Source organism: Mycobacterium sp. NPDC004974, from assembly GCF_053600815.1.
Genome location: NZ_JBSGAQ010000010.1, coordinates 181,204 through 202,459, shown reverse-complemented (window position 1 = coordinate 202,459; position 21,256 = coordinate 181,204). Strand labels below are relative to the sequence as shown.

Genomic DNA, 21,256 nt, shown 5'->3' with positions numbered 1-21,256 from the left:
AATCGAAAGCAGCCGAACCCATGCGTTCGCTTCTGATCTTCACGCTCGTCGGCCTCGGAGCCCAGTTGGTCGATGGTGCTCTCGGCATGGCGTTCGGTGTCACGGCCACGACCATGCTGGTGCTCAGCGGGGTGGCTTCGGCGCAGGCCAGTGCCGCGGTGCACCTGGCCGAGGTGGGGACGACGCTGGCGTCAGCGGTGTCGCACTGGCGTTTCAAGAACATCGATTGGCCGCTGGTGGCCAAGCTCGGGATTCCGGGCGCGGTAGGTGCGTTCGCAGGTGCCACGGTGCTGTCATCGTTGTCGACGGAATCCGCGGCACCGCTCATGGCGGCAATCTTGTTGGGTATCGGTATCTACGTGCTGTTGCGTTTCTCGTTGGGCGCTCCGCTGAACCTGGGGGAGCACGGCACCAGTCACAGCGCGAAGTTTCTCGCCCCACTGGGCCTGTTCGGCGGCTTCATCGACGCATCGGGTGGGGGCGGCTGGGGTCCGGTGACCACCAGCACCCTGCTGTCGCAGGGTAAGACGGCCCCGCGGACCGTGATCGGTTCGGTGAGTGCCTCGGAATTTCTGGTATCGGTGTCGGCGTCGATCGGCTTCCTGGTCGGGCTCCGCCAGGAATTCCTGGAGAACTGGCCCGTGGTGCTCGGGCTCATGGTCGGCGGAGTGATTGCCGCACCATTCGCCGCCTGGTTGGTGAGCCGGGTCAACCCGGCGCTGCTCGGTGCGGCCGTCGGTGGCGTCATCCTGCTGACCAACAGTCAGAAGCTGGTGCACTACTTCGGCGTGCACTGGCCGTGGTCGACAGGGATCTACGCGGCGATCGTGGTGGCGTGGGCGGCGCTGTTGGTCCGGGCTTGGCAGACCTCGAGGTCGCCGCGGGATGTCGCCGATTCGGTGGTCGCCACTGTCGGAGAGCCGGTGGGACGGGGCTAGCCGGACCCGTTTGCACGCTGCGGTAAACCGACGTACATCGTCTTGTGGAGCGACAGTACGTGATTGCGGGCGATCTCGGATGCCGCTCGGCTGTCGCGTCGGCGTAGCGCCTCCACCAGTTGCGCGTGTTCGCGATTGGACTGGTGTAGGTAACCGATCGGGTACGGGATGAAGTAGCGGTACAGCCCGTGCAGCACGTCGCAGTACGTGTTCATTGCCCAGTCGAGACCGCTTGCCGCGGCGACTGATTCGTGGAAGCGCTGATCGGCGCTGTGGAAGCCGGTCCAGTCGGTGGTCGCGGCCGCCTCTGCGACGATGGCCGCGAGTGCATCGAGTTCCTCGTCGGTTGCGGTGTGCGCCGCGGCGGCGCTGAGCGCGTCCTCAGCCAGTGCGCGCAGGTCGATCAGGCGGCGCACCTCGGCGGCGTCGGCGCGGAACGCGGCTGACGGACGATCGGCGTCGGGCGTGACGCGGGCACCGCTGTGGGCGACGAATGTCCCGCCGGCCCGGCCGCGCCGACGGATCACCAAACCCTCGTCGGCCATTGACTGCAGGGCCCGGCGGACGGTGGCGACGCTGACGTCGAGGGCTTCGGCGATGTCGGGTTCGGCGGGCAGCCGTTCCCCGGTGGCCATCAGGTCCAACTCCATGGCCAGTTCAAGGCGCGCCCGAACCGTATCGGCCGCACTGAGTCGGGTGATGCCCGCGACCGCTGGGGCGCTCAACGCCGGGTGCGCGTCACCGACCTGCAACGTCATGGCACTCAGGGTACGGGAGCTATTGCGCTATTCGTTCATGCTGAACTAATATCTCGCTAAATTCGCTCAATTTGGGCTATTAACTTTTCGGAGGTCCCGGGTGTCCGGATCCATCACGGTCGCTGCCGTTCAGGCGGCGCCTCTGGACTTGGCGGGTCTGCCGATATTCGGCCGGGACGACACCGTCGCGCAGTTCGCGGCCGACGTGCTGCGGGTTCGGTCGGACGTGGCAGGCCCCGCGCTGATCGTGTATCCGGAGATCCACCTCTTCGGCACCGACGACACCGGATTACTGGCCGCGGCAGCCGAGCCGCTGGACGGTCCGCTGATCGCGGCGCTCGGCGAGGTTGCCCGCGCCGCTGACGCCTGGCTCGTACCCGGTTCCGTCTGTGAGCTGGGAGAAAACGGTGAATTCTTCAACACCGCACCGGTTTTCGCGCCCGACGGACACCTGGCGGCGTTCTACCGCAAGATCTTCCCGTGGCGGCCGTTCGAGAAGTACACGCCGGGTGTACATTTCGTCACCGCCGATATCCCCGACGTGGGCCGGCTCGGCTTGTCGATCTGCTACGACGCCTGGTTCCCCGAGGTGAGTCGCCATCTCGCCTGGATGGGTGCCGACGTGATCGTCAACGTCGTCAAGACCACCACCGCCGACCGGCATCAGGAGCTGGTGCTCGCACGCGCCAATTCGATTGTGAACCAGGTATTCACGGTGAGCGTCAACTGTGCGGGCCCGGTCGGGATGGGGCGCAGCATCATCGTCGACCCGGAAGGTGCTGTACTGCAGGAGAGTTCAGACGAGACGCCCGGGGTGCTCTACCAGCACATCGACTTCGGGGTCGTCGCCGCGGTACGCGAGCGCGGCACCGCCGGGACCAACCGGATGTGGGATCAGTTCGGGCCGTCCGACCGCCCGATAGCACTGCCGCTGTACGACGGGCGGATCGATCCGCAGCGCTGGTCAGCCTCGACCGTCAACGCCGACTGAAAGGCACCGCAATGACAGGCACATCAAGCGGGCAAACGACTTTGGTGCGTGCCCTAGGGCTGCGCTCACTGGTGCTGTTCGGTCTGGCGTACATGACGCCGCTGATCGTGCTCGGCATCTTCGGCGTGGTCGCGGCCGCGACAGCCGGGGCGTCGGCGTCGGCGTACCTGATCGCGTTGGTGGCCATGCTGTTCACGGCGTCCAGCTATGGCCGGATGGCGGCGGCCTACCCGGTGTCCGGATCGGCCTACACCTACGTGCGTCGCACGATCGATCCGCGCATCGGATTCCTCACCGGCTGGGCGGTGCTGCTCGACTATCTGTTCCTGCCCATGGTGATCTGGCTGATCGGGGCGGCCTACCTGGAGGCTCAGTTCCCCGGGGTGCCCGGCTGGGTGTGGGTGCTCGGGTTCATCGCGATCACCACCGTGCTCAACGTCGTCGGCATCAAGGTCGCCGACAAGGCCAACTACGTGCTGATGGCGTTCCAGTTGCTCGTCATCGTGTTGTTCGTGGCGCTGTCGGTCGCCTCGGTGTTCCGCAGCGGTGGTGCCGGTGGGCTGGTCAGTGCCAGCCCGTTCACCGGAGTCGGCGCCGGCATCGGGGGAGTGACGGCCGGTGCCGCGATCGCCGCCTACTGCTTCCTGGGTTTCGACGCGGTCACCACGTTCACCGAAGAAGCCATCGACCCGCGCAAGAACATGCCGCGCGCCATCATGCTCATCGCGTTGATCGGCGGTTCGATATTCCTGATCGTCGCCTACACCACCCAATTGGTGCATCCCGGTGGGGAGTTCAGCGATTCGTCGTCGGCGGCACTGGAGATCGCCAAGCAGATCGGCGGCAACCTGTTCGGAGCGGTGTTCCTGGCGGGCCTGATCCTCGCTCAGTTCGCGTCCGGCATCGCCGCGCAGGCCTCGGCCTCGCGTCTGCTGTTCGCGATGGGCCGCGACGGCACCCTGCCACGGTCGGTTTTCGGCACCCTCAGCGCCAAGTTCCGTACCCCGGCGGCGAACCTCGTCATGGTCGGCACGGTGGGCCTACTGGCGATGTTCCTCGATGTGGCGACCTCGACGTCATTCATCAACTTCGGGGCATTCGTGGCGTTCACCCTTGTGAACGTGTCGGTGGTCGTCTACTACTTCCGTCGCCGCGCCGCAGGCGAGGTACACAACCCGCTGCTGTACGTCGTCGCGCCGGCGATCGGTGCGGTCATCACGTCGTACCTGCTGCTGCAGCTCGACCACCGGGCGATCATCCTCGGGTTGTGCTGGCTGGGTGTCGGCATCGTCGTGCTGGCCGTGACGAGTCACGGTTTCAAGGGGCTGCCACCGGAGATCGCCGTCGACGAGGCCGAGACGGCGATCGCCGAACCCGCGGCGCAGTGAGCCTCACCGTGTGACCGGTGGGGCGGATTAGAAGAAGGGTGGACGGCTACGGTAAGCTTTCGACTCGCTGCCGGTGCAAGCCGGAAGCAAGCGGGCTGTGGCGCAGCTTGGTAGCGCACTTGACTGGGGGTCAAGTGGTCGCAGGTTCAAATCCTGTCAGCCCGACCATGAAAATAAACTCGCCGGCGGAAGCCGAGCGAGTTTTTTCATGTTCGGGGGACGTGATGCCGGGAGCCGAAGCGCCCGCCGAGGTACGAGGCGGTCGCGCCGGCGGCTCCTGTCAGCCCGACACAGATCAAAGGCACTTTCGCTCATGCGGAGGGTTCCCTTTCGGCAGTTTTTCGGCGGCTTGGCGCAGACGTCATTGACCGTGCGCTGTCGACTACGGCAAGGGCTCTTCAACCCGAACATGCGAAGCCAGCCGGAACCACACGCGTTGGGTGATTGCGAACAAAGTGCACGTCCGTATCGGAATCACGGAAGACAAGTCTGACCGGTGGTGACACGATACTGAGGTGATCGAAACGGAGTCAGGTCCGTGAGGTGACCACCGCAGAGCGGTCCTGCGGATCGTGCGGCACTGCGCTGAACGAGAAGGCCAAGTTCTGCAGCGAGTGCGGTGCAGCCGTCTCGGCCGATTCGCCACCGGCCGAGTACAAGCAGGTCACCGTGCTGTTCGCCGACGTGGTGCACTCGATGGACATCGCGGCAGCAGTCGGGGCGGAGCGATTGCGCGAGATCATGACCAACTTGGTCAACAGCGCGACAGCTGTCGTGCAGCGTTTCGGCGGCACGGTGGACAAGTTCACCGGCGATGGCCTCATGGCCGTGTTCGGTGCGCCGGTCGCACTGGAGGATCACGCTCTTCGTGCCTGTCTCGCGGCGCTGGGCATCCAGGAGGAGGCGAAGAGGCTCGCCGTCGACATTGACGTCCGCGACGGCGTGGAACTGGCTCTGCGAGTGGGCCTGAACTCTGGCGAGGTGATCGCCGGTGAACTTGGTCGAGGACCATTCGGTTACACCACGATCGGTGAGCAAGTCGGGATGGCGCAACGAATGGAATCGGTGGCCCCGCCCGGCGGAGTGATGCTCAGCGCGTCCACCGCGCGGTTGGTCGACGGCGCGGCGACCGTCAGTGAAGTTGAGCGTGTCGACATCAAAGGCACCGATCGACCAGCGCGTGCCCAACGTCTCCTGGGCGTGCCGGAGGGCCGTCACATTGTCCGGCGAACTGAGTCGAATCTCGTTGGACGGCAATGGGAGATGTCCACCGTCGAAGGTCTGTTGGACCGCGCCATCGAAGGCCATGGCTGTGTGGTCGGCGTGGTGGGCTCACCTGGCATCGGTAAGAGCCGTTTAGTACGCGACGTTGCCGCGATAGCTCGAAGCCGCAACGTGGAGGTGTTCACCACATTCTGCGAATCGCACGCCACTGACGTTCCGTTTCGTGTGGTGGCCCGACTATTGCGCGCCGCCACCGGGGTTGAGGGTCTTGCCGCACACGTGGCCCGCGCCCATATTCGTACGCGAGTTCGCGACGCCGACCCCGAGGACCTGACGCTCTTCGAGGACCTGCTAGGTATCGCTGATCCCGACATCGAGCTACCGAACATCGACCCGGACGCGCGGCGCAGGCGGTTGACTGCGTTGGTCAATGGTGCATCCCTGGCCCGCCAGGCCGCAACGGTCTACGTCATCGAAGACGCCCACTGGATCGATGAGGTCAGCGAATCGATGCTGGCCGAGTTCCTCACTGTGATCCCGCAGACCCCCTCGCTGGTGCTGGTTACCTACCGACCCGAATACCACGGCGTCTTGAGCCGCGTGGCTGGGGCCCAGACCGTCGCCCTTGCACCGCTAAGTGATTCAGAAACCATGGAGCTGGTCTTCGAGTTGATCGGCCAGGACCCCTCCGTAGGCGAGATCGGCCAAAAGATCGGCGAGCGGGCGGCCGGCAACCCATTTTTCGCCGGGGAAATCGTGCGCGAACTGGCCGAGCGGGGCGTGCTGCTGGGACAGACCGGCGTATACGTATCGACCGCAACGGGTGGAGAGATCAGTGTGCCTGCCACGTTGCAGGCCGCCATCGCCGCTCGCGTGGACCGATTGAATCCAAAAGCCAAGCGCACGCTCGGCGCGGCAGCGGTCATTGGCTCGCGGTTTGGCCCGGACCTGCTCACTGCGCTGGGCGTCGAAGCTGTCGTCGACGATCTTCTGGCCGCTCAGCTCATCGATCAGGTCAGCTTCACCCGGAAACCCAAGTATGTGTTCCACCATCCGCTGATTCGCATGGTGGCCTACGAGGCTCAGCTGAAATCCGATCGAGCAGAGCTGCATCGGCGAGTCGCAGCCGCGATCGAATCCCGGGACCCGGCAGCGGCCGATGAGAATGCAGCGCTGATCGCCGAACACCTACAGGCCAGCGGTGATCTGCAGACCGCCTACGGCTGGCACATGCGGGCAGCAACCTGGGCGACCAACCGTGACATCGGCGCGGCGCGGCAAAGCTGGGAGCGAGCCGTAGAGATCGCCGACGCGCTACCGGTCGACGATCCGTACCGAGCGGCGATGCGTATCGCTCCTCGCACCATGTTGTGCGGAACCGCGTATCGCGTCCATGCCAACGTGGCAGGCGACCGCTTTGATGAATTGCACAAGCTGTGCAGTGCCGCCGGAGACAAAGCGTCGCTGGCCATCGCCATGGCAGGACTGGTGATCGATCTGGCGTTTCAGGACCGGATACGTGACGCGTCGCAGCTGGCATCCGAAGCCATGACCCTTATCGAGTCAATCGGCGACGCGACGTTGACAGTGGGGCTATCTTGGCCCGCGATCTACGTCAAGATGGAGTGCGCCGAGGTCAGCGACGTACTGCGCTGGTCACAGCAGGTTATCGACCTGGCCGACGGTGATCCGTCGAAAGGCAACTTCATCTTCGGATCACCGCTAGCCCTTGCATACACGTCGCTGGCTTTCGCCCGGTATTGCCTGGGCCTTACGGGTTGGCGCGACGTCCTGCAACACAGTCTGGACATCGCCCGCAGCGCCGACCCCATGTCCTACACCACGGTGATCACCTACATCTACCTCCCGGGCATTCCCTTCGGCGCGTTGAGGCCCGACGATCGCACGATGTGCGAGATCGAAGATGCATTGCGGATCGCCGAACGATCCAGTGATGACCTAGCGTTGGCCTTCGCCCGGTGGACGTTGGGCCTTGCGTTGATGCATCGCCCGACGGCTGCGGAGCGCGACCGCGGACGGCAGCTACTGACGGAAGTCCGCGAAATGTTCGTAAGCGGGAGCCACAACCTGGGTGATCTACCGATCGTCAACGTCTACGCCGCCCGTGAGATGGCGCGGCATGGACAGTGTGATGAGGCGATGTCGCTCATGCGTACCGCCGTCGATCACTTGTTCCCGGACGGATGGCTGCAGGGGTGGGGCATCGTTGCAACCGATGTACTGGTCGAGACACTGCTTGATCGCGGACGCGATGGTGATGTAGCTGAGGCCGAGGCAGCAATCGACCGGGTAGCGGCCGCACCAGCTGAACAGCATTTTGTGATGCGCGACATCTGGCTTTTGAGGCTCCGTGCGCGTCTCGCGCGGGCTCGCGGGGATGCCACGGCTTACGCGGACCTGCGGGCCCGCCACCTCGACATGGCGAAAAAGCTTGGCCTCGACGGCCATATCGCGTGGGCCGAAGCAATGTAATGACACGCGGAGCTGTTCTGGTTCTCGCCAGCTGACAACACGTCTGGACCGTCGGCACTGTTCGATAACGAAGTCGTCCGCGGCGAACCGGCAGATGGCATCGGCTTCATGGGCGTTCCAGACGTCATCCCAGAACGCCGTGACGATGCCGCGGCCGGCGCGAGCTTTGGTATGTCTACGGAGACCCATCGGGGTCGGGTACTTCGCGACGCCTGCGGAGCTGATCACCAGCTGTGGCGAGGTTGGCCATCGCGTTCTTGACGGTCGACGCGCCGGACGGGTTCTCGCTCATGCCTTCGTGTTTCGCTTTCACATCAGCCTGTCAGACCGACTTGGTGATGCCGTAGTAGGCGACCACATCGTCGGTGTCGGTGGTGGAGCTGGTCAGGGTGGCGTAGGAGCGCAGGAAGGACTGACCGACGCAGCCGTCGACCTTGATGTGAACGTCTTTGAGGGTGACGCGCACCGGGGCGGCCTTGAACGACTTCTTGTTCACCGAGATGTTGGTGACGGTGCCGGGCTTGGGGTGGATCTCCACGGTGCCCGACATCGGCATGCTCACGCCGGTCGGGATGATGCCGGCCAGGGTGGAGCCCGAGGTGCTCAGACCGATCGACCCGACGAGGCGGACCTGGCCGAGTTCGATACCGCAGCCGATCTGGTAGCCGGTGTCGAGTGTGCCGCCGGTCAGCGAGGTGGACCCGCCGCCGGTGACGGTGCCGGTGAAGGTGCCGGCGACGAGGTATTCGCGGGAGGAGGCGGCGGTGGTCAGTGGTGCGACCGGCAGCTGGCTCTCGTCTTTGGCGGAAACGGTGAGTTTCCAGCCGTCGGGGGTGGTGACGACACCTGGTTCGGCGGAGGCGACCAGTCCGTTGTCTGGCGGCGGCCCGGCATCGACCGCCGGCGCTGCGGGTTCCGGCGGTGGGGGTGGTGGGTCGGCTAACGCCAAGGGCGCCAACGCAACTGGGGCCAAGAGGCAAACGGCGGCCAAGGTGGCGAAGCGATTCATCATGCGGGAACTTGTGCCTCTCATGGGTTTCGAATCCGAGGGATCAGCGTGGTCAGCGGGGCGAATCATCGTCACGGTCAGACGGCTTTGGTGACGCCGAGGTAGGTGATGACGTCGTCGGTGTTGTCGGTGGAGCTGGTCAGGGTCGCGTAGGTGCGAATGAACGACTGGCCTGCGCACTGGTCGAACTTGATCCGCACGCCGGTGATGGTCACGCGGGTTCCGGTGCCTTTGAACGACTTCTTGTCGATCGGGACGATGGTGACGGTGCCCGGCTTGAGATAGACCTTGCCCTGCAAGCTGATACCGGTACCCAGGCTGCCGTCGCTGGCCGAGCCAGTGAACGGAATCCTGAGACCCGGGGTGAAGCTGGCGCCGGGGTTGATTTCGGTCTCATCGGTGATGATGCCGCAACCGATCTGGGCGCCGGCTTCCAGCGTGCCGCCGGTGAGCTTGGTCTTGCCGCCGCCGGAGACTTTCCCGGTGAAGGTGCCGCCGACGAGGTATTCGCGTGAGGACACCGCGGTGGTCAGTGGTGCGACCGGCAGCAGGGTCTCGTTGGAGCCGGCCACGCTCACGTGCCAGCCGTCGGGGGTGTCCAGGACTCCTGGGGGTGAGGACGGCACGGCGCCGGTGTCCGGCGACGGACCGGCCGGCGCGGCAACGGGCGCTGCGGGGTCCGGCGGCGGCGGGGGCGGGTCGGCCGACGCGAGGGGCGCCAACGCTACGGGTGCCAACATGCAGACGGCAGCCAGGGTGGCGAAACGATTCAACATGCGTGTTAATACGCCTCTCGTGGTTGAGATTTGGGGAGTGACATAGAGCTTTGGGATCCCTGTGGTGAGGGGGACTGCCGCATCGATGGGTCGAGTTTTCAAACGGTGAACAAAGGCGAGGAATTGAGGCGGCGTTCCATCTAGTGGGGGTCCGGCAGGACCTCTGCGCCAGCCACGCAACACATCAAAGGCACCTGCCCGTGTGTCTTGATCTCAACCGTGTTCCTCCCGCATTGCGACGATCGCTAGACGCTAGCGAAAACCAACGTCGTTGATACGGGCAAAAATCGGGATGATTCGAAACACTCCGATCCGCGGACGCGGTGTGCAGCTCCGTTGAATCGCGAGCGGCTTGCTCCGAGGTGGGTTCGGGTCAACGTCGTAAATCGTTCGATCGTCGCGCGAGGTGAGTTGGGCAGCTCAGAAGCCCAGGTTGATTCCCAAGCCGAATTCGAAGTCGACGTTGACGCCCGGCACCCCGGTTACGGTGTCCGTGTTCGCGTTCGGGTTGCCGACGCAGTAATCGACCTCGACGCCATCGACAACGTCGCTGGTGCAGGTCGCGATCGGTTCGGCCGAGGCGCTCGGCGCGCCGATGATGGCGGACAGCGCGAGCGCGCTCGCTGCCATCGCACGCCGCCCGAGTCGTGCCCGCACAGCGCGCTACTTCGAGAGCAACAGGTGGTACAGCTCGAATGAGGCCTGTTCGACCCAACCGTGCTGTAGCTTGCCGTCGGCCACGGACCAGACGGCTGTGCCGGTCAAGGCGATCGGTTTACCGTCGGGTTCGGTGCCAAGAATGCCGTTATTGGTCCCCGTCAGTACCCACCGGGAGGTCACGCGGGTGCCATCCTCGTTTTGAAAGGTTTCGAGTGCGTTGACGTGCAAGTCGTTGACGTGGTCGAGGAACTGCTGCACCCAGTGTTTGACGTTGTCCAGCCCCGAGATTTTCTGACCGCCTGCTTCGATGACGATGTCTGCGGCGGCGAACCGGCTGACGGCATCGGCTTCGTGGGCGTTCCAGACGTCGTTCCAGAACGCGGTGACGATCTCTGTTGATCGCATGTCTGCACGATCCCACTCTCCTGCCGTGGCCGTAGGGGTTTTGGGATGCCCGCAGGGAGGCAACTCGCGCGCTACCCGGACGCAGCAGCCCGACGGGACCCGGTTTCGTCTACCACCAGTTCAAGGCTGTCGCCGACGTCTACCGTGACCACGGCCGTCGCCTGAAACAGTCCGTAGAAGTCATCGGTCCTGGCGAATGTGTGTGCGCGGGAGAACAATGGCTGTACATCGAACACTCGCACTCGAAGCTTCTCGCGCGTGAGTCTGCCCAATTCCCGGCCGGATTCGGGATCGGTGATCACCTGACCCGACTCGGAGTGCACGGCAAAGATCATGCCGGGCACGACACCTGCCTGGGCGCCGCGATTGATGACCAATGTGTAGTCGTCCTCGATCAGCGCGACCTGGCCGGAGAGGGTGTGCCCGTCGGTCATGACGCCGCCAGGGAATTGCTTTCTCGCAAGGATTTGGGCGCGGAGCCTGCCCTGATGCGCGGCCGTGGATCGTGGTCTTCCGCAGGCAGCAGCGCGTCGATGTCGCTCGCCGCGTCCGGCTCCGTCCCGAGGGTGAGTTCGATGGCCGTCTTGGCCTGGAACAGCGCGATCATCGCGTGTTGCTGACGGTCAGCGCTGAATGCGTTGAGGGCGACGGTGAGCTTCTTGTCGACATATTCGACCGAACGCTGCAGCTCCGGCGCCGAGGTTGCGGCGGCCGGGTTTTCCTCGCGCGCCACGGGCTGGATGCCGAGTCCGTTGTACCAACGGTGTCCGAGCGCGCCGAGGGTGATCGAGCACACCGGGACCACCACGACGATGCAGGCCAGGCCGAGTGAATTCTGCAGTGCGATTGCGCCGACGATGCCCAGCAGCATCGTCACACCCACCAGGGTCAGCAGGCGGACGGTCGGCGGCACCGCCTCGATCGCGCGGGACAACTGCCTCACGGCCTGGGCGCCATATCGAGCAATGTCGGCGACGAACCGGATCACCGCCGTGGCGGCATTGCGCGCGATTCGTCCCACCTCGTCGGCCTGCTTGCGCGTCACCGCGGGCTTGGGCATCGACCACACGCGCTGCTGCTGCGACTGCGAGCCGGCAACCGTCTGTGGTTCAACCCGCCCCTCGTCAGGCTCCGGCCCGGATGTCTGGGGCGCCGGCACGACGTTTGTCACATTCGCATCATCAACCACATCTGCATCATCGCGCCGGTTGCGTCCGATGCCGGTTCCGGCGCGCCGAAGATCTGCAATTCCACGGCCTAGTGTTGCCTCACATGGCTAATCCCTTCCCCGTGTAGCCGGGGCGCGCTATGAATCAATGGTGAGCAACCACGTGAACCTGACCCAGCAGGAAAGCTCGTTGATCGCCGAGAGCCATCCCGAGGCTCTGGCACGCATGGACGAGAAGTCGCTGAAGGACCTGCAGAGCCGGCTCAGACAAGTACGTGAGAAGAACTTCAGCCTGTTGCGGCGACAGGGTGCGGCCCGAGTTGAGGCCGAGGGCGCCCGTGGCGCCGCCCAACCGGCCAACGAGAAGCGCGGCGACAAGGTCGAGATCTTCGACGAGGCGCTGGCTCGGGTGGGCCAGCGCCTCGAAGCCTTCGACGACACCGAGTAGCACCCGGCCGACTTTCCTGCGAAAGGCCTGTTTCCGCTGTCTGCGCGAGTCGAACCTGCGGTAGCGTTGTTAGCGGCTCTAGGTAATCCGGCGCTGTCGCATTTCGGGCCGATGGCGACGTCCGGGCAGCAAGCAGAGGAGCGGCCACGTGGATCTCGGCGTCTGGGGTGATCTCACGATTCTTGCCGGCGTGATGGCAGCGACGTTCGCCGCGTGCGTCTTCGTGTACATCGGCCGGTTGGAGCGCCGCACCCCCGCATCGCTCGGCGAAAAGGTGGGCGCGCACAAGGCGGTGCTGGCCAAACTGCGCAAGCGCGAGCCGATGTCCCAGGACGAGTTCGACTACGCGACCGAACTGGTGAATGACGCGAGATCCCCGCTGGCGTACGCGATGCCCGCCGTCCTGTTCAGCATGGGATTCTTCTACGTGGTCGGCTGTCTGTACGAACTCCACGTCCACGGCGGCAACCCCTCGTTCCGGACGTTCATCGGGGGGATCCCGATGCTGACGTCGATGAACATCGCCGCGCAGCTGCGCCGGGTCGCGGCGTTGAAGGGAAAGCTGCCGTCAGCGCCGACGCTGGTCTCTGAACCGGTGGCGCAGGTAGGCACCTGAACCGGACGTCCGGATCGTCGCCGAGACTGTACTCAGGGTCAGAATCGGCACAATTTCTGTCCCTGAGTGCAGTTTCGGTGAAGGACAAGCTATTTCAGTCTCTCGGACAGTTCCGGCTCAGGCCTTGTTGGGGCGTGACGACCCAGCGATCGGGTCTCCGTCCTCCCACAGCAGGAGCTGACGTACCGCCGAACGCGATCCGTAGGGCTGAAGCATCTGGCTCGCGGGGCGGGGACGCACCCGCAGCGGCCACCAGAACCAGCGCCCGAGCAGGGTGGCGATCGCCGGCGTCATGAACGAGCGCACGATCAGCGTGTCGAACAACAGACCGAGGGCGATCGTGGTGCCGATCTGACCGAGGATCCGCAAGTCGGCGAACACGAACGAGGCCATGGTGGCCGCGAACACCAGACCGGCGGAAGTCACCACGGCACCGGAGCCGGCCATCGCCCGGATGATGCCGGTGTTCAGGCCGGCGCCGATCTCTTCCTTGAACCGGGACACCAGCAGCAGGTTGTAGTCCGACCCCACGGCCAGCAGCAGGATGACGGCCAGCGCGAGAACGATCCAGTACAAGTCGATCCCGAGAATGTCCTGCCAGATCAGCACGGACAGCCCGAATGACGCGCCCAAGGACAGTGCCACAGTGCCCACGATGACGATCGCGGCGACGATGCTGCGGGTGATGAACATCATCACCAGAAGGATCAGGCTGAGTGCCGCGATTGCCGCGATCATCAGGTCGTACCTGGCGCCGTCCTGGATGTCCTTGTAGGTGGCGGCAGTACCGGCCAGGTAGATCCTGGACCCGGCCAGGGGAGTGCCCTTGACGGCATCCTGCGCGGCATGCCTGATGGCGTCGATGTGCGAAATGCCTTCGGGCGTAGCGGGATCGCCCTCGTGGGTGATGATCATGCGGGCGGCTTTGCCGTCCGGTGACAGGAAAAGCTTGAGTCCACGCTGGAATTCAGGGTTGGTGAACGCCTCCGGCGGCAGGTAGAACGAGTCGTCGGTCTTCGATGCGTCGTATGCCTGGCCCAAGGCGGTGGCGTTCTGCAATGCCGCCGCACTCTGGTCGTTGAGTCCCGAATTGGTGGCGTAGTTCGTCATCGTCAGGTCACGGTTGGTTTGTTGGCTGGCGATCTGAGGCGGAATCAGCGCCAGCAACTTCGGCTGCAGCGCATCCAGCTTGGCGATACTGCCCGAGACGTTGCCCAGCTGTTCGGTCAGCGCGTCGATGCCGTCGAGGGCGTCGAATACCGACCGCAGTGCCGCGCACATCGGGATGTCGAAACAGTGTGGCTCCCAATAGAAGTAATTGCGCAGCGGGCGGAACTGGTCATCGAAGTCGGCGATCTTGTCGCGCAGGTTCTTGGTCGTGGCGACCGTCTGTTGGAACGCCTTGCTCTGCTCGTCGGTGATGGCGCTGGACTGCTGTTGAAGCGCATACTGCTGCCGCAGAATTTCGATCGAGTTGTTGATCACGCCCACCTGTTTGAGCAGATCGTTGGTGCGGGCCTGCTGGAAAGGCAGATTGTTGATCTGGGCCGCACTGCTCGCGCTTATCTGAAACGGAATCGACGTGTGGTCCAGCGGCGTGCCGAGCGGGCGGGTGATCGACTGCACCTGAGCGATGCCGTCGGTGTGAAAGACCGCCTTGGCGACGCGCTCCAGCAGGATCATGTCGGTGGGATTGCGTAGGTCATGGTCGGTTTCGACCATCAGCAGTTCGGGATTCAGCCGGGCCTGCGAGAAATGACGTTCCGCTGCCGCATAACCGATATTGGCCGGGGCGCCGGCCGGCATGTAGGGCCGGGCGTCGTAGCTCGTGGAGTATCTCGGCAGGGCGAGCAGACCGATCAGCGCGATGGCGATCGTCACCACCAGGATGGGCCCGGGCCAGCGGACCACGGCGGTACCGATGCGTCGCCACCCGCGGGTGCGCATCGGACGGGACGGCTCGAACAGGCCGAAGTGCCGGCCGATCACCAGCAGCGCCGGGGCCAGGGTCAGTGCCGCGACCACGGCGACGAGGACACCGATTCCGGCAGGCACGCCAAGACTGTTGAAGTAGGGGAGCCGGGTGAACGTCAGGCACAACACCGCACCGGCGATCGTCAGGCCCGAACCCAGGATGATGTGCGCGGTTCCGTGATACATCGTGTTGAACGCCGAGACGCGGTCCTGACCGGCGTGACGCGCTTCGTGAAAACGGCCGAGAATGAAGATGGCATAGTCGGTTCCGGCCGCGATGACCAAGAGCGTCAGCAGATTGGTCGAGTATGTCGACAGCTCGATGATGCCCGCGTTCGCGAGCACGGCGACGACGCCGCGGGATGCTGTCAGCTCGATCATCACGGTGAAGAGGACGAGAAACACTGTGGTGAGACGGCGATACAGCGAGAACAGCATCACGGCGATCACGCTGAGGGTGATCAGCGTGGTTTTCAGGGTGCCGTGGCGGCCCACCTCGAACTGATCGGTGACCAGGGGAGCGGCGCCGGTGACGTAGGCCCGGACGCCGGGCGGCGACGGCGTCTCATCGACGATGCGACGCACCGAATCGACGGACTCATTCGCCAACGACTCGCCCTGGTTGCCGGCGAGGTACACCTGCACCAGCGCTGCCTTGCCGTCGGCGCTCTGCGAGCCGGCCGCCGTGAGCGGATCGCCCCAGAAATCTTGGATGTGCTGGACGTGCTTGGTGTCCTGCCGGAGCTTTTGAACCAAGCCGTCGTAGTAATGGTGCGCGTCGGCGCCGAGCGGCTGATCGCCCTCCAGGACGATCATTGCCGAACTGTCGGAATCGAACTCGTCGAACACCTTGCCGATCCGCTTTGCGGCCTGCAGCGACGGCGCATCCTGCGGGCTCAGCGACACGTTGTGCGACTCGGCGACGGTCTCCAGCTGCGGCACAAAAACATTCGTCACCACCGCCAGGCCCAGCCAGAACAGTGCGATGAGCACCGAGAACCGCCGGATCAGATCCGGAACCCGCTGGCTGCTCATCCGGATTTGTCCAGACAGTAGGTGAAGGCGTTCACGGTGTTCACTGTTCTCTCGTCCTTGATCACGTCGTCGATCTTGATCCGGCAGCCGATCGAGTCACTGTCGCCCTGCGCGGAAACGTTTACCGCGACGGCGGGCTGGGTGGTGGTCGTGTCGTAGGTCCAGGGCAGCGTGACGGCGTCGGCGCGCTGGGGTTGGGCGTTGACGTCCAGGTAGGTGATGGTTGCCACCGTGCCGGGAGGCCCGAAAACCTCCAGGACCACGTGCTTGGGGTTGAACGGAACGATGTCGTTGCCGGAGCCGCTGGGGGTCGACGTGACGTCCTCGGATGCGAAGATGCCATGCAGGCGGAACACCAGGAAACCGGCCAGCGCGATCACCACCACCGCCACCAGATACATCCAGCGTCGGATCAGCCGGCGTCCGATCGAAAACCGCTGCATCCGTGACCCTTTCAATGCGCGGTGGCAGGCGCGGACCGTGGGAGTTTTCCCCTAGGACTACTAATCAACTAGGTTGACACGGTATGGCACGGGGCCGGACACCACAACCATGTGGCTCGGGAATAATGCTGTGCGTCGCCTGTGAACGGGGTCGATGAAGCACGCTGCTGCCGGTGGGGAGGCAGCCGTAAGGGAACCGCTACGGCCTGAATTAGGTCAGGTACGTTTCGTGCCCGGTGGGGAAACCGCCGCCGTTGGTGGCGATGTGCACGTGGTCGTAGTGGTTGGCGGTGATCCCGCCGCGGTCCGACATCATTCGGGGAGCCCTGTCGCGGGAGTAGATCTGCTGGCGGAAGATCACGTGGTTCACGCCGAACCGATCGGCATTGTCGAGGGCATAGGCCACGATCCGGTCGCCGAGCGCTTTACCTTCCGGGGTGCCGTAGTTCGGGATCATCACGTCGATCGCCTGACCATTGGGATGCCACTTCATGGAATCGGCCCGGACTCCGCCGATGTCCAGAATCTGCGGGAATCGCGCGCTGACGGACCGGGCGGCCAGGATGGTCTCGACCTGCAGGCCCTTCTCCGAGGCCCGGCCGGCGGGCAGTGGGAACCGCATGTTCCGTCGTACGGGGCGCTCGGCGGGTACGGCCGGTGCTGCGGGCGCGGCGGCCGGCGCGACGACGGGGGCGGCTACCGCCTCGGCGTTGCTCTGGGGGGCCGGCGCGGTGTCTGCGCCGACGACGAGGAGTGCGGCGGCAGGCACGACGACCGCAGCCATGACTGCAGATCGGCGGCACCGATCCTTTTTCAACTGGTCTCTACCCACGAGGACCGGACCCTACCGGCGGGGTGAACGATCCCCGGAATCACGAAGTTGTCTGGTGCTGTCGATGGCAACCATTTTCGCGGTCCGGCGTCAACCGAGGCTTGACGGGCGCGGGTGCCCGGCGAACGCGCGGTGAACAATGGGCGCACCCCGGCGAATCGGCAGGTCAGAAATCATCGCACACCCGACATCCGGTACGGATATCAGGGGGCGGGCGCGATGTTCGAGGCCGGCCGAAGTCGACTCGATCGGGGTGACCTGTGCCCGGGTGGGCAAAATTTATGGCATTTACCACACCGGTCGGTCCACAGTGCCCACGGAGCGGTTGACGACGGCGTAATTTGAGCGAATCTGGCCCGTAAAAAACGGGAGGGGCGACCCATGAAAGACGTCGATTGTTGCGTAGTGGGCGCGGGCTTTGCCGGCCTGACCGCGGCGTTGCGGCTCAAGCAGGCGGGTCACTCCGTGGCCCTGCTCGAGGCTCGTGATCGGGTCGGTGGCCGGACCTTCACCGAGGTGCTCGATGACGGAACGTGGATCGACCGCGGCGGTGCCTGGATCGGACCTGGGCAGGACCGGATCAAAGCCCTGATGGCCGAGTTCGGCGTCGAAGAGTACAAGGAGTACGTCGACGGCGACGCCATGATGATCCTCGACGGCAAACAGCACCGCTATTCCGGCACGATTCCCTGGGCGATGAGCCCCTGGGCGATCGCCAACCTCGGCGCCGGATTGCTCGAGGTGGAGCTCATGTGCAGGACCATTCCGTTCGACGCCCCGTGGGAAGCGAAGAGGGCGGTCGAGTGGGACCGGATCAGCTTGGGGGAGTGGATCAACCGTCACATGCGCTCCAAGCATGCGCGCGAGATGCTCGACATGGCGCTCGCCGGCATCTACACCTCGGCAGGATCTGAGGTGTCATTGTTGTGGGCCCTTCACCAGATGGGATCAGGCGGCGGGCCGGTCTTCGTCATCTCCAACAAGGGCGGTGCCCAGGATGCGCGGGTGCACGGGGGCATGGGTGCCGTCTACGGGCCGATGGCAGCCGAACTGGGTGGCGCGCTGCACCTTTCGCAACCGGTGCACCTTATCTCGCACGACGACGACTACGTGACGGTCCACGCCGAGGACATGACCGTACGAGCGCGGCAGGCGATCGTCGCCGTCCCTTTGGCGGTGGCGAGCCAGATCATCTATGAGCCAACGCTTCCCGTGGACCGCATGTTTCTTCATCAGCGGATGCCCAGCGGCGCGGTCTTCAAGATCTCGGTCGTATACGAATCGGCATTCTGGCGCGCCGACGGGCTGTGCGGCCAGTCCGCCGCGCCCGGCAGCCCTGCGACGCTGACCATCGACGCCTGTACCGACACCGGTACGCCGGGAATCATGTGCGTCATCACCGAAGGGCCCGCCGCCCGTCGGCTCGGGCTGCTCGACGCGGCCGAGCGCAAAGCCGTGGTGATCGGTGAGTTGATCGACCGGTTCGGTCCGCAGGCCGCATCACCGGTGAGCTACCACGAGCAGAACTGGACGGTCGAACGGTATTCGGGTGGCGGAATGATCAGTCACGCCCCGCCCGGTGTGCTCACCGAGTTCGGGCCCGCGTTGCGGGCCCCGTGCGGACGGATCCACTGGGCCGGTACGGAGAGTTCGGCCATCATGTGCGGCTGGATCGATGGTGCGGTCCGGTCAGGTGAGCGCGCTGCCGCGGAGGTGATGGCAGCCGAGAGCGTGGTAGCCGCGTAATAAAGCCCACGTAGCGCGTTTGCGGGGGCTACCGTGCATTCGTCGGCGTTCGATCGAGTCCGGTATCGCTGGTCCGGGCCAGCCTGCGACGAGGTGATGTCGAGTGCACAGCGGTGAGTTGGAGAGTCGGCAGGCACTCACGCTCGACGAGTCCGTGCTGGCCGATGCCGAGGAACAGGACCGCCCGGTCGTCGACTTCCTGCGAGCCACACCCGGCCGGATAGCGGTGCTGGCCGTCATTCTGATCGCGGCGGTGCTCACCGTGGGCGTGGCGGCATCGGTGACGGCGGCCAATCGGCAACGCGAGCTTGAGACTCTGCGCTTGCACACCGAGCCGCTGGCCGATGCCGCGCAACGGATCTACAGCGCACTTTCGTCCGCCAATACGACCGCGGCCACCGCGTTTCTGGCCGGCGGTGTCGAACCGCGCGATATCCGTGATCGCTACGACGCCGCTGTCGGAGAGGCGTCAGCCGGCCTGGTAACCGCATCAAATGGGGTGTCGCCCAACGACACCCACTCGCTGACGTTGCTCACCGACCTGTCCAACCAGTTGGCGGTGTACACCGGCATGGTGGCGACCGCCCGTGCGGGCAATCGCGACGGTCGCCCGATCGGCGTCGCGTACCTCAGCGAATCGTCCACGCTGCTGCAACAGTCCATGCTTCCGGATGCCGAGCAGCTGTACCGGACGCAGGCCGAGGCCGTCACCGCATCGGGACGGGCGGCGGCCGCGCCGCCCGCATTGATCGTGGGAGCCGCGCTTGCGGTGGGGTTGTTGGTATTCGCGCAGGTCTTCCTCGCCAGGCGCAGCCATCGTCGCCTCAACCCCGGCCTGGTGCTGGCATCGGTGTTGATGACGGTGCTCGCAGTGTGGCTGACGGTGGCGGGACTCGTTGTGACGCACGCCGTAAACGGTGCCCGCACCGAGGGAGGTGAACCGCTGGAATCGGCGGTGACCGCCCGGATCCTGGTGCAGCAGGCCCGCGCGGACGAAATCCTCGGGCTGCTCAAACGCGGCTCCGACACGCTCTCCGACGTCCGATTCGAGGAGCGGACCACGCAGGTCGGCCGGATCCTCGACAGGCATGCGGTCAACGGGGCGCAGGATGCGCTGCAGGGCTGGAAAGCCGCGCATACGGAGATCCGCGGCAAGCTGGGCAGCGGTGACTATCCGGGCGCCGTGGCGATTGCGCGGGGCGACAGTCCGCAAGGGGCGACGGCGCAGTTCACCCGGCTGGATCAGACGTTGGGAGACGACATTGCCCGATTGCGGGACCGGCAGCGTGACGGGATCACCCGTGCGTACGCCGCGCTGAATGCGCTGCCCGCCGGCGCTGCGGCCATCAGTGTGCTGGCTGCGCTTGCCGTTGCCGCGGGTGTCGCGCCGAGACTGAGCGAGTACCACTGATGCGGGCCGTAGCCGGATTCCTCGTCCTCGCCGCGACCGTGGCGGTGGCATGTTCCACGACGCAACCGCTTGTCCAGGTGCCGGCCTCGCTCACCACGCTGCCGACGCCGAGCGGCGCCGTTGTCGCGTCGGGGGTTCATGGTGTGCCGGTCGAGAGTTGCGATGCCACAGCGAGTTTGCGCCCGTCAGCAGTGTCCGGACCGGCAGTGCAGGCGATCCGGCAGCGGGGCCGGCTGGTGGTCGGTATCGACCAGAGCACCAATCTGATGAGTTTTCGCGATCCGGTGTCGGGTGAACTGACCGGTTTCGATGTCGATATCGCTCGCGAGGTGGCTCGCGACCTGCTCGGTGATCCCGGCATGGTGGAGTTCCGCCTGCTGACATCGCCCGAGCGGATCACGGCCTTGCAGGATGGCTCCGTCGACATTGTCGTGAAGGCGATGACGATCACCTGCGCTCGTGCCGATCAGATAGCTTTCTCCACGGTGTATTTCGATGCACACCAACGGCTGCTCGTGCCCAAGGACTCGCCGATACGGGGGCCGGCTGACCTGGCCGGGAAACGGGTGTGTTCGCAGGTGGACACGACATCGCTGGCGACGGTCGCCCGGGTGGCGCCGGCGGCGATCCTGCTGGCGGTTCAGAATTGGGACGATTGCCTGGTGGCGCTGCAGCAGGGGCAGGCAGATGCGGTCAGTACCGACGACTCCATTCTGGCCGGGATGGCTGTGCAGGATCCGTACCTGCACCTCGTCGGTCCCAGTCTGGAGGACGAGCCCTACGGCATCGGTATGAACAAGTCCCGCCAGGATCTTGTGCGGGCCGTCAACGCGAGCCTGGAACGGATCCGCCGGGACGGGACATGGTTGGCGCTGTACCGGAGATGGCTCACCGTGCTCGGCCCGCCGCCGAGTCCGCCGCCGCCGAGGTACCGGGACTGA

20 protein-coding genes and 1 tRNA gene are annotated in these 21,256 nt (G+C 65.1%); 10 read left to right on the top strand and 11 right to left on the bottom strand.

Features of this window, described 5'->3' with window-relative positions:
• The first annotated feature begins 20 nt into the window (after nucleotides 1-20).
• Nucleotides 21-938 carry a sulfite exporter TauE/SafE family protein gene (locus tag ACWEFV_RS22155; protein ID WP_450071738.1) on the top strand — a complete coding sequence of 306 codons (918 nt, stop codon included), beginning with the start codon at nucleotides 21-23 and terminating at the stop codon, nucleotides 936-938.
• On the opposite strand, the gene ACWEFV_RS22150 is transcribed toward ACWEFV_RS22155, so the two are convergent.
• Entirely contained in the window at nucleotides 935-1,696 is a 762-nt protein-coding gene (locus ACWEFV_RS22150) for a FadR/GntR family transcriptional regulator (protein WP_450071737.1), read from the bottom strand. The genes ACWEFV_RS22155 and ACWEFV_RS22150 overlap by 4 nt on opposite strands.
• 100 nt (nucleotides 1,697-1,796) lie before the next feature.
• Between ACWEFV_RS22150 and ACWEFV_RS22145 the strand changes: the two genes are divergently transcribed.
• The 3 genes from ACWEFV_RS22145 (at nucleotide 1,797) to ACWEFV_RS22135 (ending at nucleotide 4,243) form a co-directional block, all read left to right on the top strand.
• Complete coding sequence (locus tag ACWEFV_RS22145; protein WP_450071736.1) at nucleotides 1,797-2,687, top strand: carbon-nitrogen hydrolase family protein; 891 nt, start codon at nucleotides 1,797-1,799, stop codon at nucleotides 2,685-2,687.
• An 11-nt stretch (nucleotides 2,688-2,698) separates the two neighbouring features.
• On the top strand, nucleotides 2,699-4,075 hold the full coding sequence (locus ACWEFV_RS22140) for an APC family permease (RefSeq protein WP_450071735.1): 1,377 nt from the start codon (nucleotides 2,699-2,701) through the stop codon (nucleotides 4,073-4,075).
• A gap of 91 nt (nucleotides 4,076-4,166) precedes the next feature.
• Nucleotides 4,167-4,243: transfer RNA gene (locus ACWEFV_RS22135), tRNA-Pro, on the top strand.
• A gap of 362 nt (nucleotides 4,244-4,605) precedes the next feature.
• Here ACWEFV_RS22135 and ACWEFV_RS22130 read toward each other — a convergent pair.
• A complete protein-coding gene (locus tag ACWEFV_RS22130; RefSeq protein WP_450071762.1) occupies nucleotides 4,606-4,818 on the bottom strand; it encodes a hypothetical protein in 213 nt (70 codons plus the stop codon).
• Between ACWEFV_RS22130 and ACWEFV_RS22125 the strand changes: the two genes are divergently transcribed.
• Nucleotides 4,772-7,792, top strand: coding sequence for an ATP-binding protein (locus ACWEFV_RS22125; RefSeq protein WP_450071758.1), 3,021 nt, complete (start codon nucleotides 4,772-4,774; stop codon nucleotides 7,790-7,792). The two genes, ACWEFV_RS22130 and ACWEFV_RS22125, sit on opposite strands and share 47 nt — an antisense overlap.
• Before the next feature lie 322 nt (nucleotides 7,793-8,114).
• Here ACWEFV_RS22125 and ACWEFV_RS22120 read toward each other — a convergent pair whose 3' ends face one another.
• The 6 genes from ACWEFV_RS22120 to ACWEFV_RS22095 form a co-directional block, all read right to left on the bottom strand.
• Entirely contained in the window at nucleotides 8,115-8,804 is a 690-nt protein-coding gene (locus ACWEFV_RS22120) for an MspA family porin (protein WP_450071734.1), read from the bottom strand.
• Nucleotides 8,805-8,878: 74 nt separating this feature from the next.
• On the bottom strand, nucleotides 8,879-9,577 hold the full coding sequence (locus ACWEFV_RS22115; protein WP_450071733.1) for an MspA family porin: 699 nt from the start codon (nucleotides 9,575-9,577) through the stop codon (nucleotides 8,879-8,881).
• A gap of 420 nt (nucleotides 9,578-9,997) precedes the next feature.
• Nucleotides 9,998-10,207 (bottom strand): hypothetical protein, encoded by a 210-nt coding sequence (locus tag ACWEFV_RS22110; RefSeq protein WP_450071732.1) that lies wholly within the window; start codon nucleotides 10,205-10,207, stop codon nucleotides 9,998-10,000.
• Between the two features lie 33 nt (nucleotides 10,208-10,240).
• Nucleotides 10,241-10,642: an ester cyclase gene (locus ACWEFV_RS22105; protein WP_450071731.1), complete on the bottom strand. Its 402-nt coding sequence runs from the start codon at nucleotides 10,640-10,642 to the stop codon at nucleotides 10,241-10,243.
• A 71-nt stretch (nucleotides 10,643-10,713) separates the two neighbouring features.
• Nucleotides 10,714-11,076, bottom strand: coding sequence for a hypothetical protein (locus ACWEFV_RS22100; RefSeq protein ID WP_450071730.1), 363 nt, complete (start codon nucleotides 11,074-11,076; stop codon nucleotides 10,714-10,716).
• Nucleotides 11,073-11,813 (bottom strand): hypothetical protein, encoded by a 741-nt coding sequence (locus ACWEFV_RS22095; protein WP_450071729.1) that lies wholly within the window; start codon nucleotides 11,811-11,813, stop codon nucleotides 11,073-11,075. The genes ACWEFV_RS22100 and ACWEFV_RS22095 overlap by 4 nt, the downstream gene beginning before the upstream one ends.
• A 145-nt stretch (nucleotides 11,814-11,958) precedes the next feature.
• Here ACWEFV_RS22095 and ACWEFV_RS22090 point away from each other — a divergent pair, with 145 nt between their 5' ends.
• Nucleotides 11,959-12,258, top strand: coding sequence for a hypothetical protein (locus ACWEFV_RS22090; RefSeq protein WP_135455262.1), 300 nt, complete (start codon nucleotides 11,959-11,961; stop codon nucleotides 12,256-12,258).
• A gap of 148 nt (nucleotides 12,259-12,406) precedes the next feature.
• Entirely contained in the window at nucleotides 12,407-12,874 is a 468-nt protein-coding gene (locus tag ACWEFV_RS22085) for a hypothetical protein (protein WP_450071728.1), read from the top strand.
• Nucleotides 12,875-12,991: 117 nt separating this feature from the next.
• Here ACWEFV_RS22085 and ACWEFV_RS22080 read toward each other — a convergent pair whose 3' ends face one another.
• From ACWEFV_RS22080 to ACWEFV_RS22070, 3 genes are all read right to left on the bottom strand, one after another.
• Nucleotides 12,992-15,883, bottom strand: coding sequence for an MMPL/RND family transporter (locus tag ACWEFV_RS22080; RefSeq protein WP_450071727.1), 2,892 nt, complete (start codon nucleotides 15,881-15,883; stop codon nucleotides 12,992-12,994).
• On the bottom strand, nucleotides 15,880-16,326 hold the full coding sequence (locus ACWEFV_RS22075) for an MmpS family transport accessory protein (protein WP_450071726.1): 447 nt from the start codon (nucleotides 16,324-16,326) through the stop codon (nucleotides 15,880-15,882). Before ACWEFV_RS22075 ends, ACWEFV_RS22080 begins: the two co-directional genes overlap by 4 nt.
• 211 nt (nucleotides 16,327-16,537) lie before the next feature.
• Complete coding sequence (locus tag ACWEFV_RS22070; protein WP_135455241.1) at nucleotides 16,538-17,110, bottom strand: hypothetical protein; 573 nt, start codon at nucleotides 17,108-17,110, stop codon at nucleotides 16,538-16,540.
• A gap of 429 nt (nucleotides 17,111-17,539) precedes the next feature.
• On the opposite strand from ACWEFV_RS22070, the gene ACWEFV_RS22065 reads away from it, so the two are divergent.
• The 3 genes from ACWEFV_RS22065 (at nucleotide 17,540) to ACWEFV_RS22055 (ending at nucleotide 21,256) form a co-directional block, all read left to right on the top strand.
• Nucleotides 17,540-18,904, top strand: a complete 1,365-nt coding sequence (locus ACWEFV_RS22065) for a flavin monoamine oxidase family protein (protein WP_450071725.1) — start codon at nucleotides 17,540-17,542, stop codon at nucleotides 18,902-18,904.
• A 103-nt stretch (nucleotides 18,905-19,007) separates the two neighbouring features.
• Nucleotides 19,008-20,315 (top strand): hypothetical protein, encoded by a 1,308-nt coding sequence (locus ACWEFV_RS22060; RefSeq protein WP_450071724.1) that lies wholly within the window; start codon nucleotides 19,008-19,010, stop codon nucleotides 20,313-20,315.
• The gene (locus ACWEFV_RS22055; protein ID WP_450071723.1) at nucleotides 20,315-21,256 is read left to right on the top strand and encodes a glutamate ABC transporter substrate-binding protein; all 942 of its coding nucleotides are present in this window, start codon (nucleotides 20,315-20,317) and stop codon (nucleotides 21,254-21,256) included. Before ACWEFV_RS22060 ends, ACWEFV_RS22055 begins: the two co-directional genes overlap by 1 nt.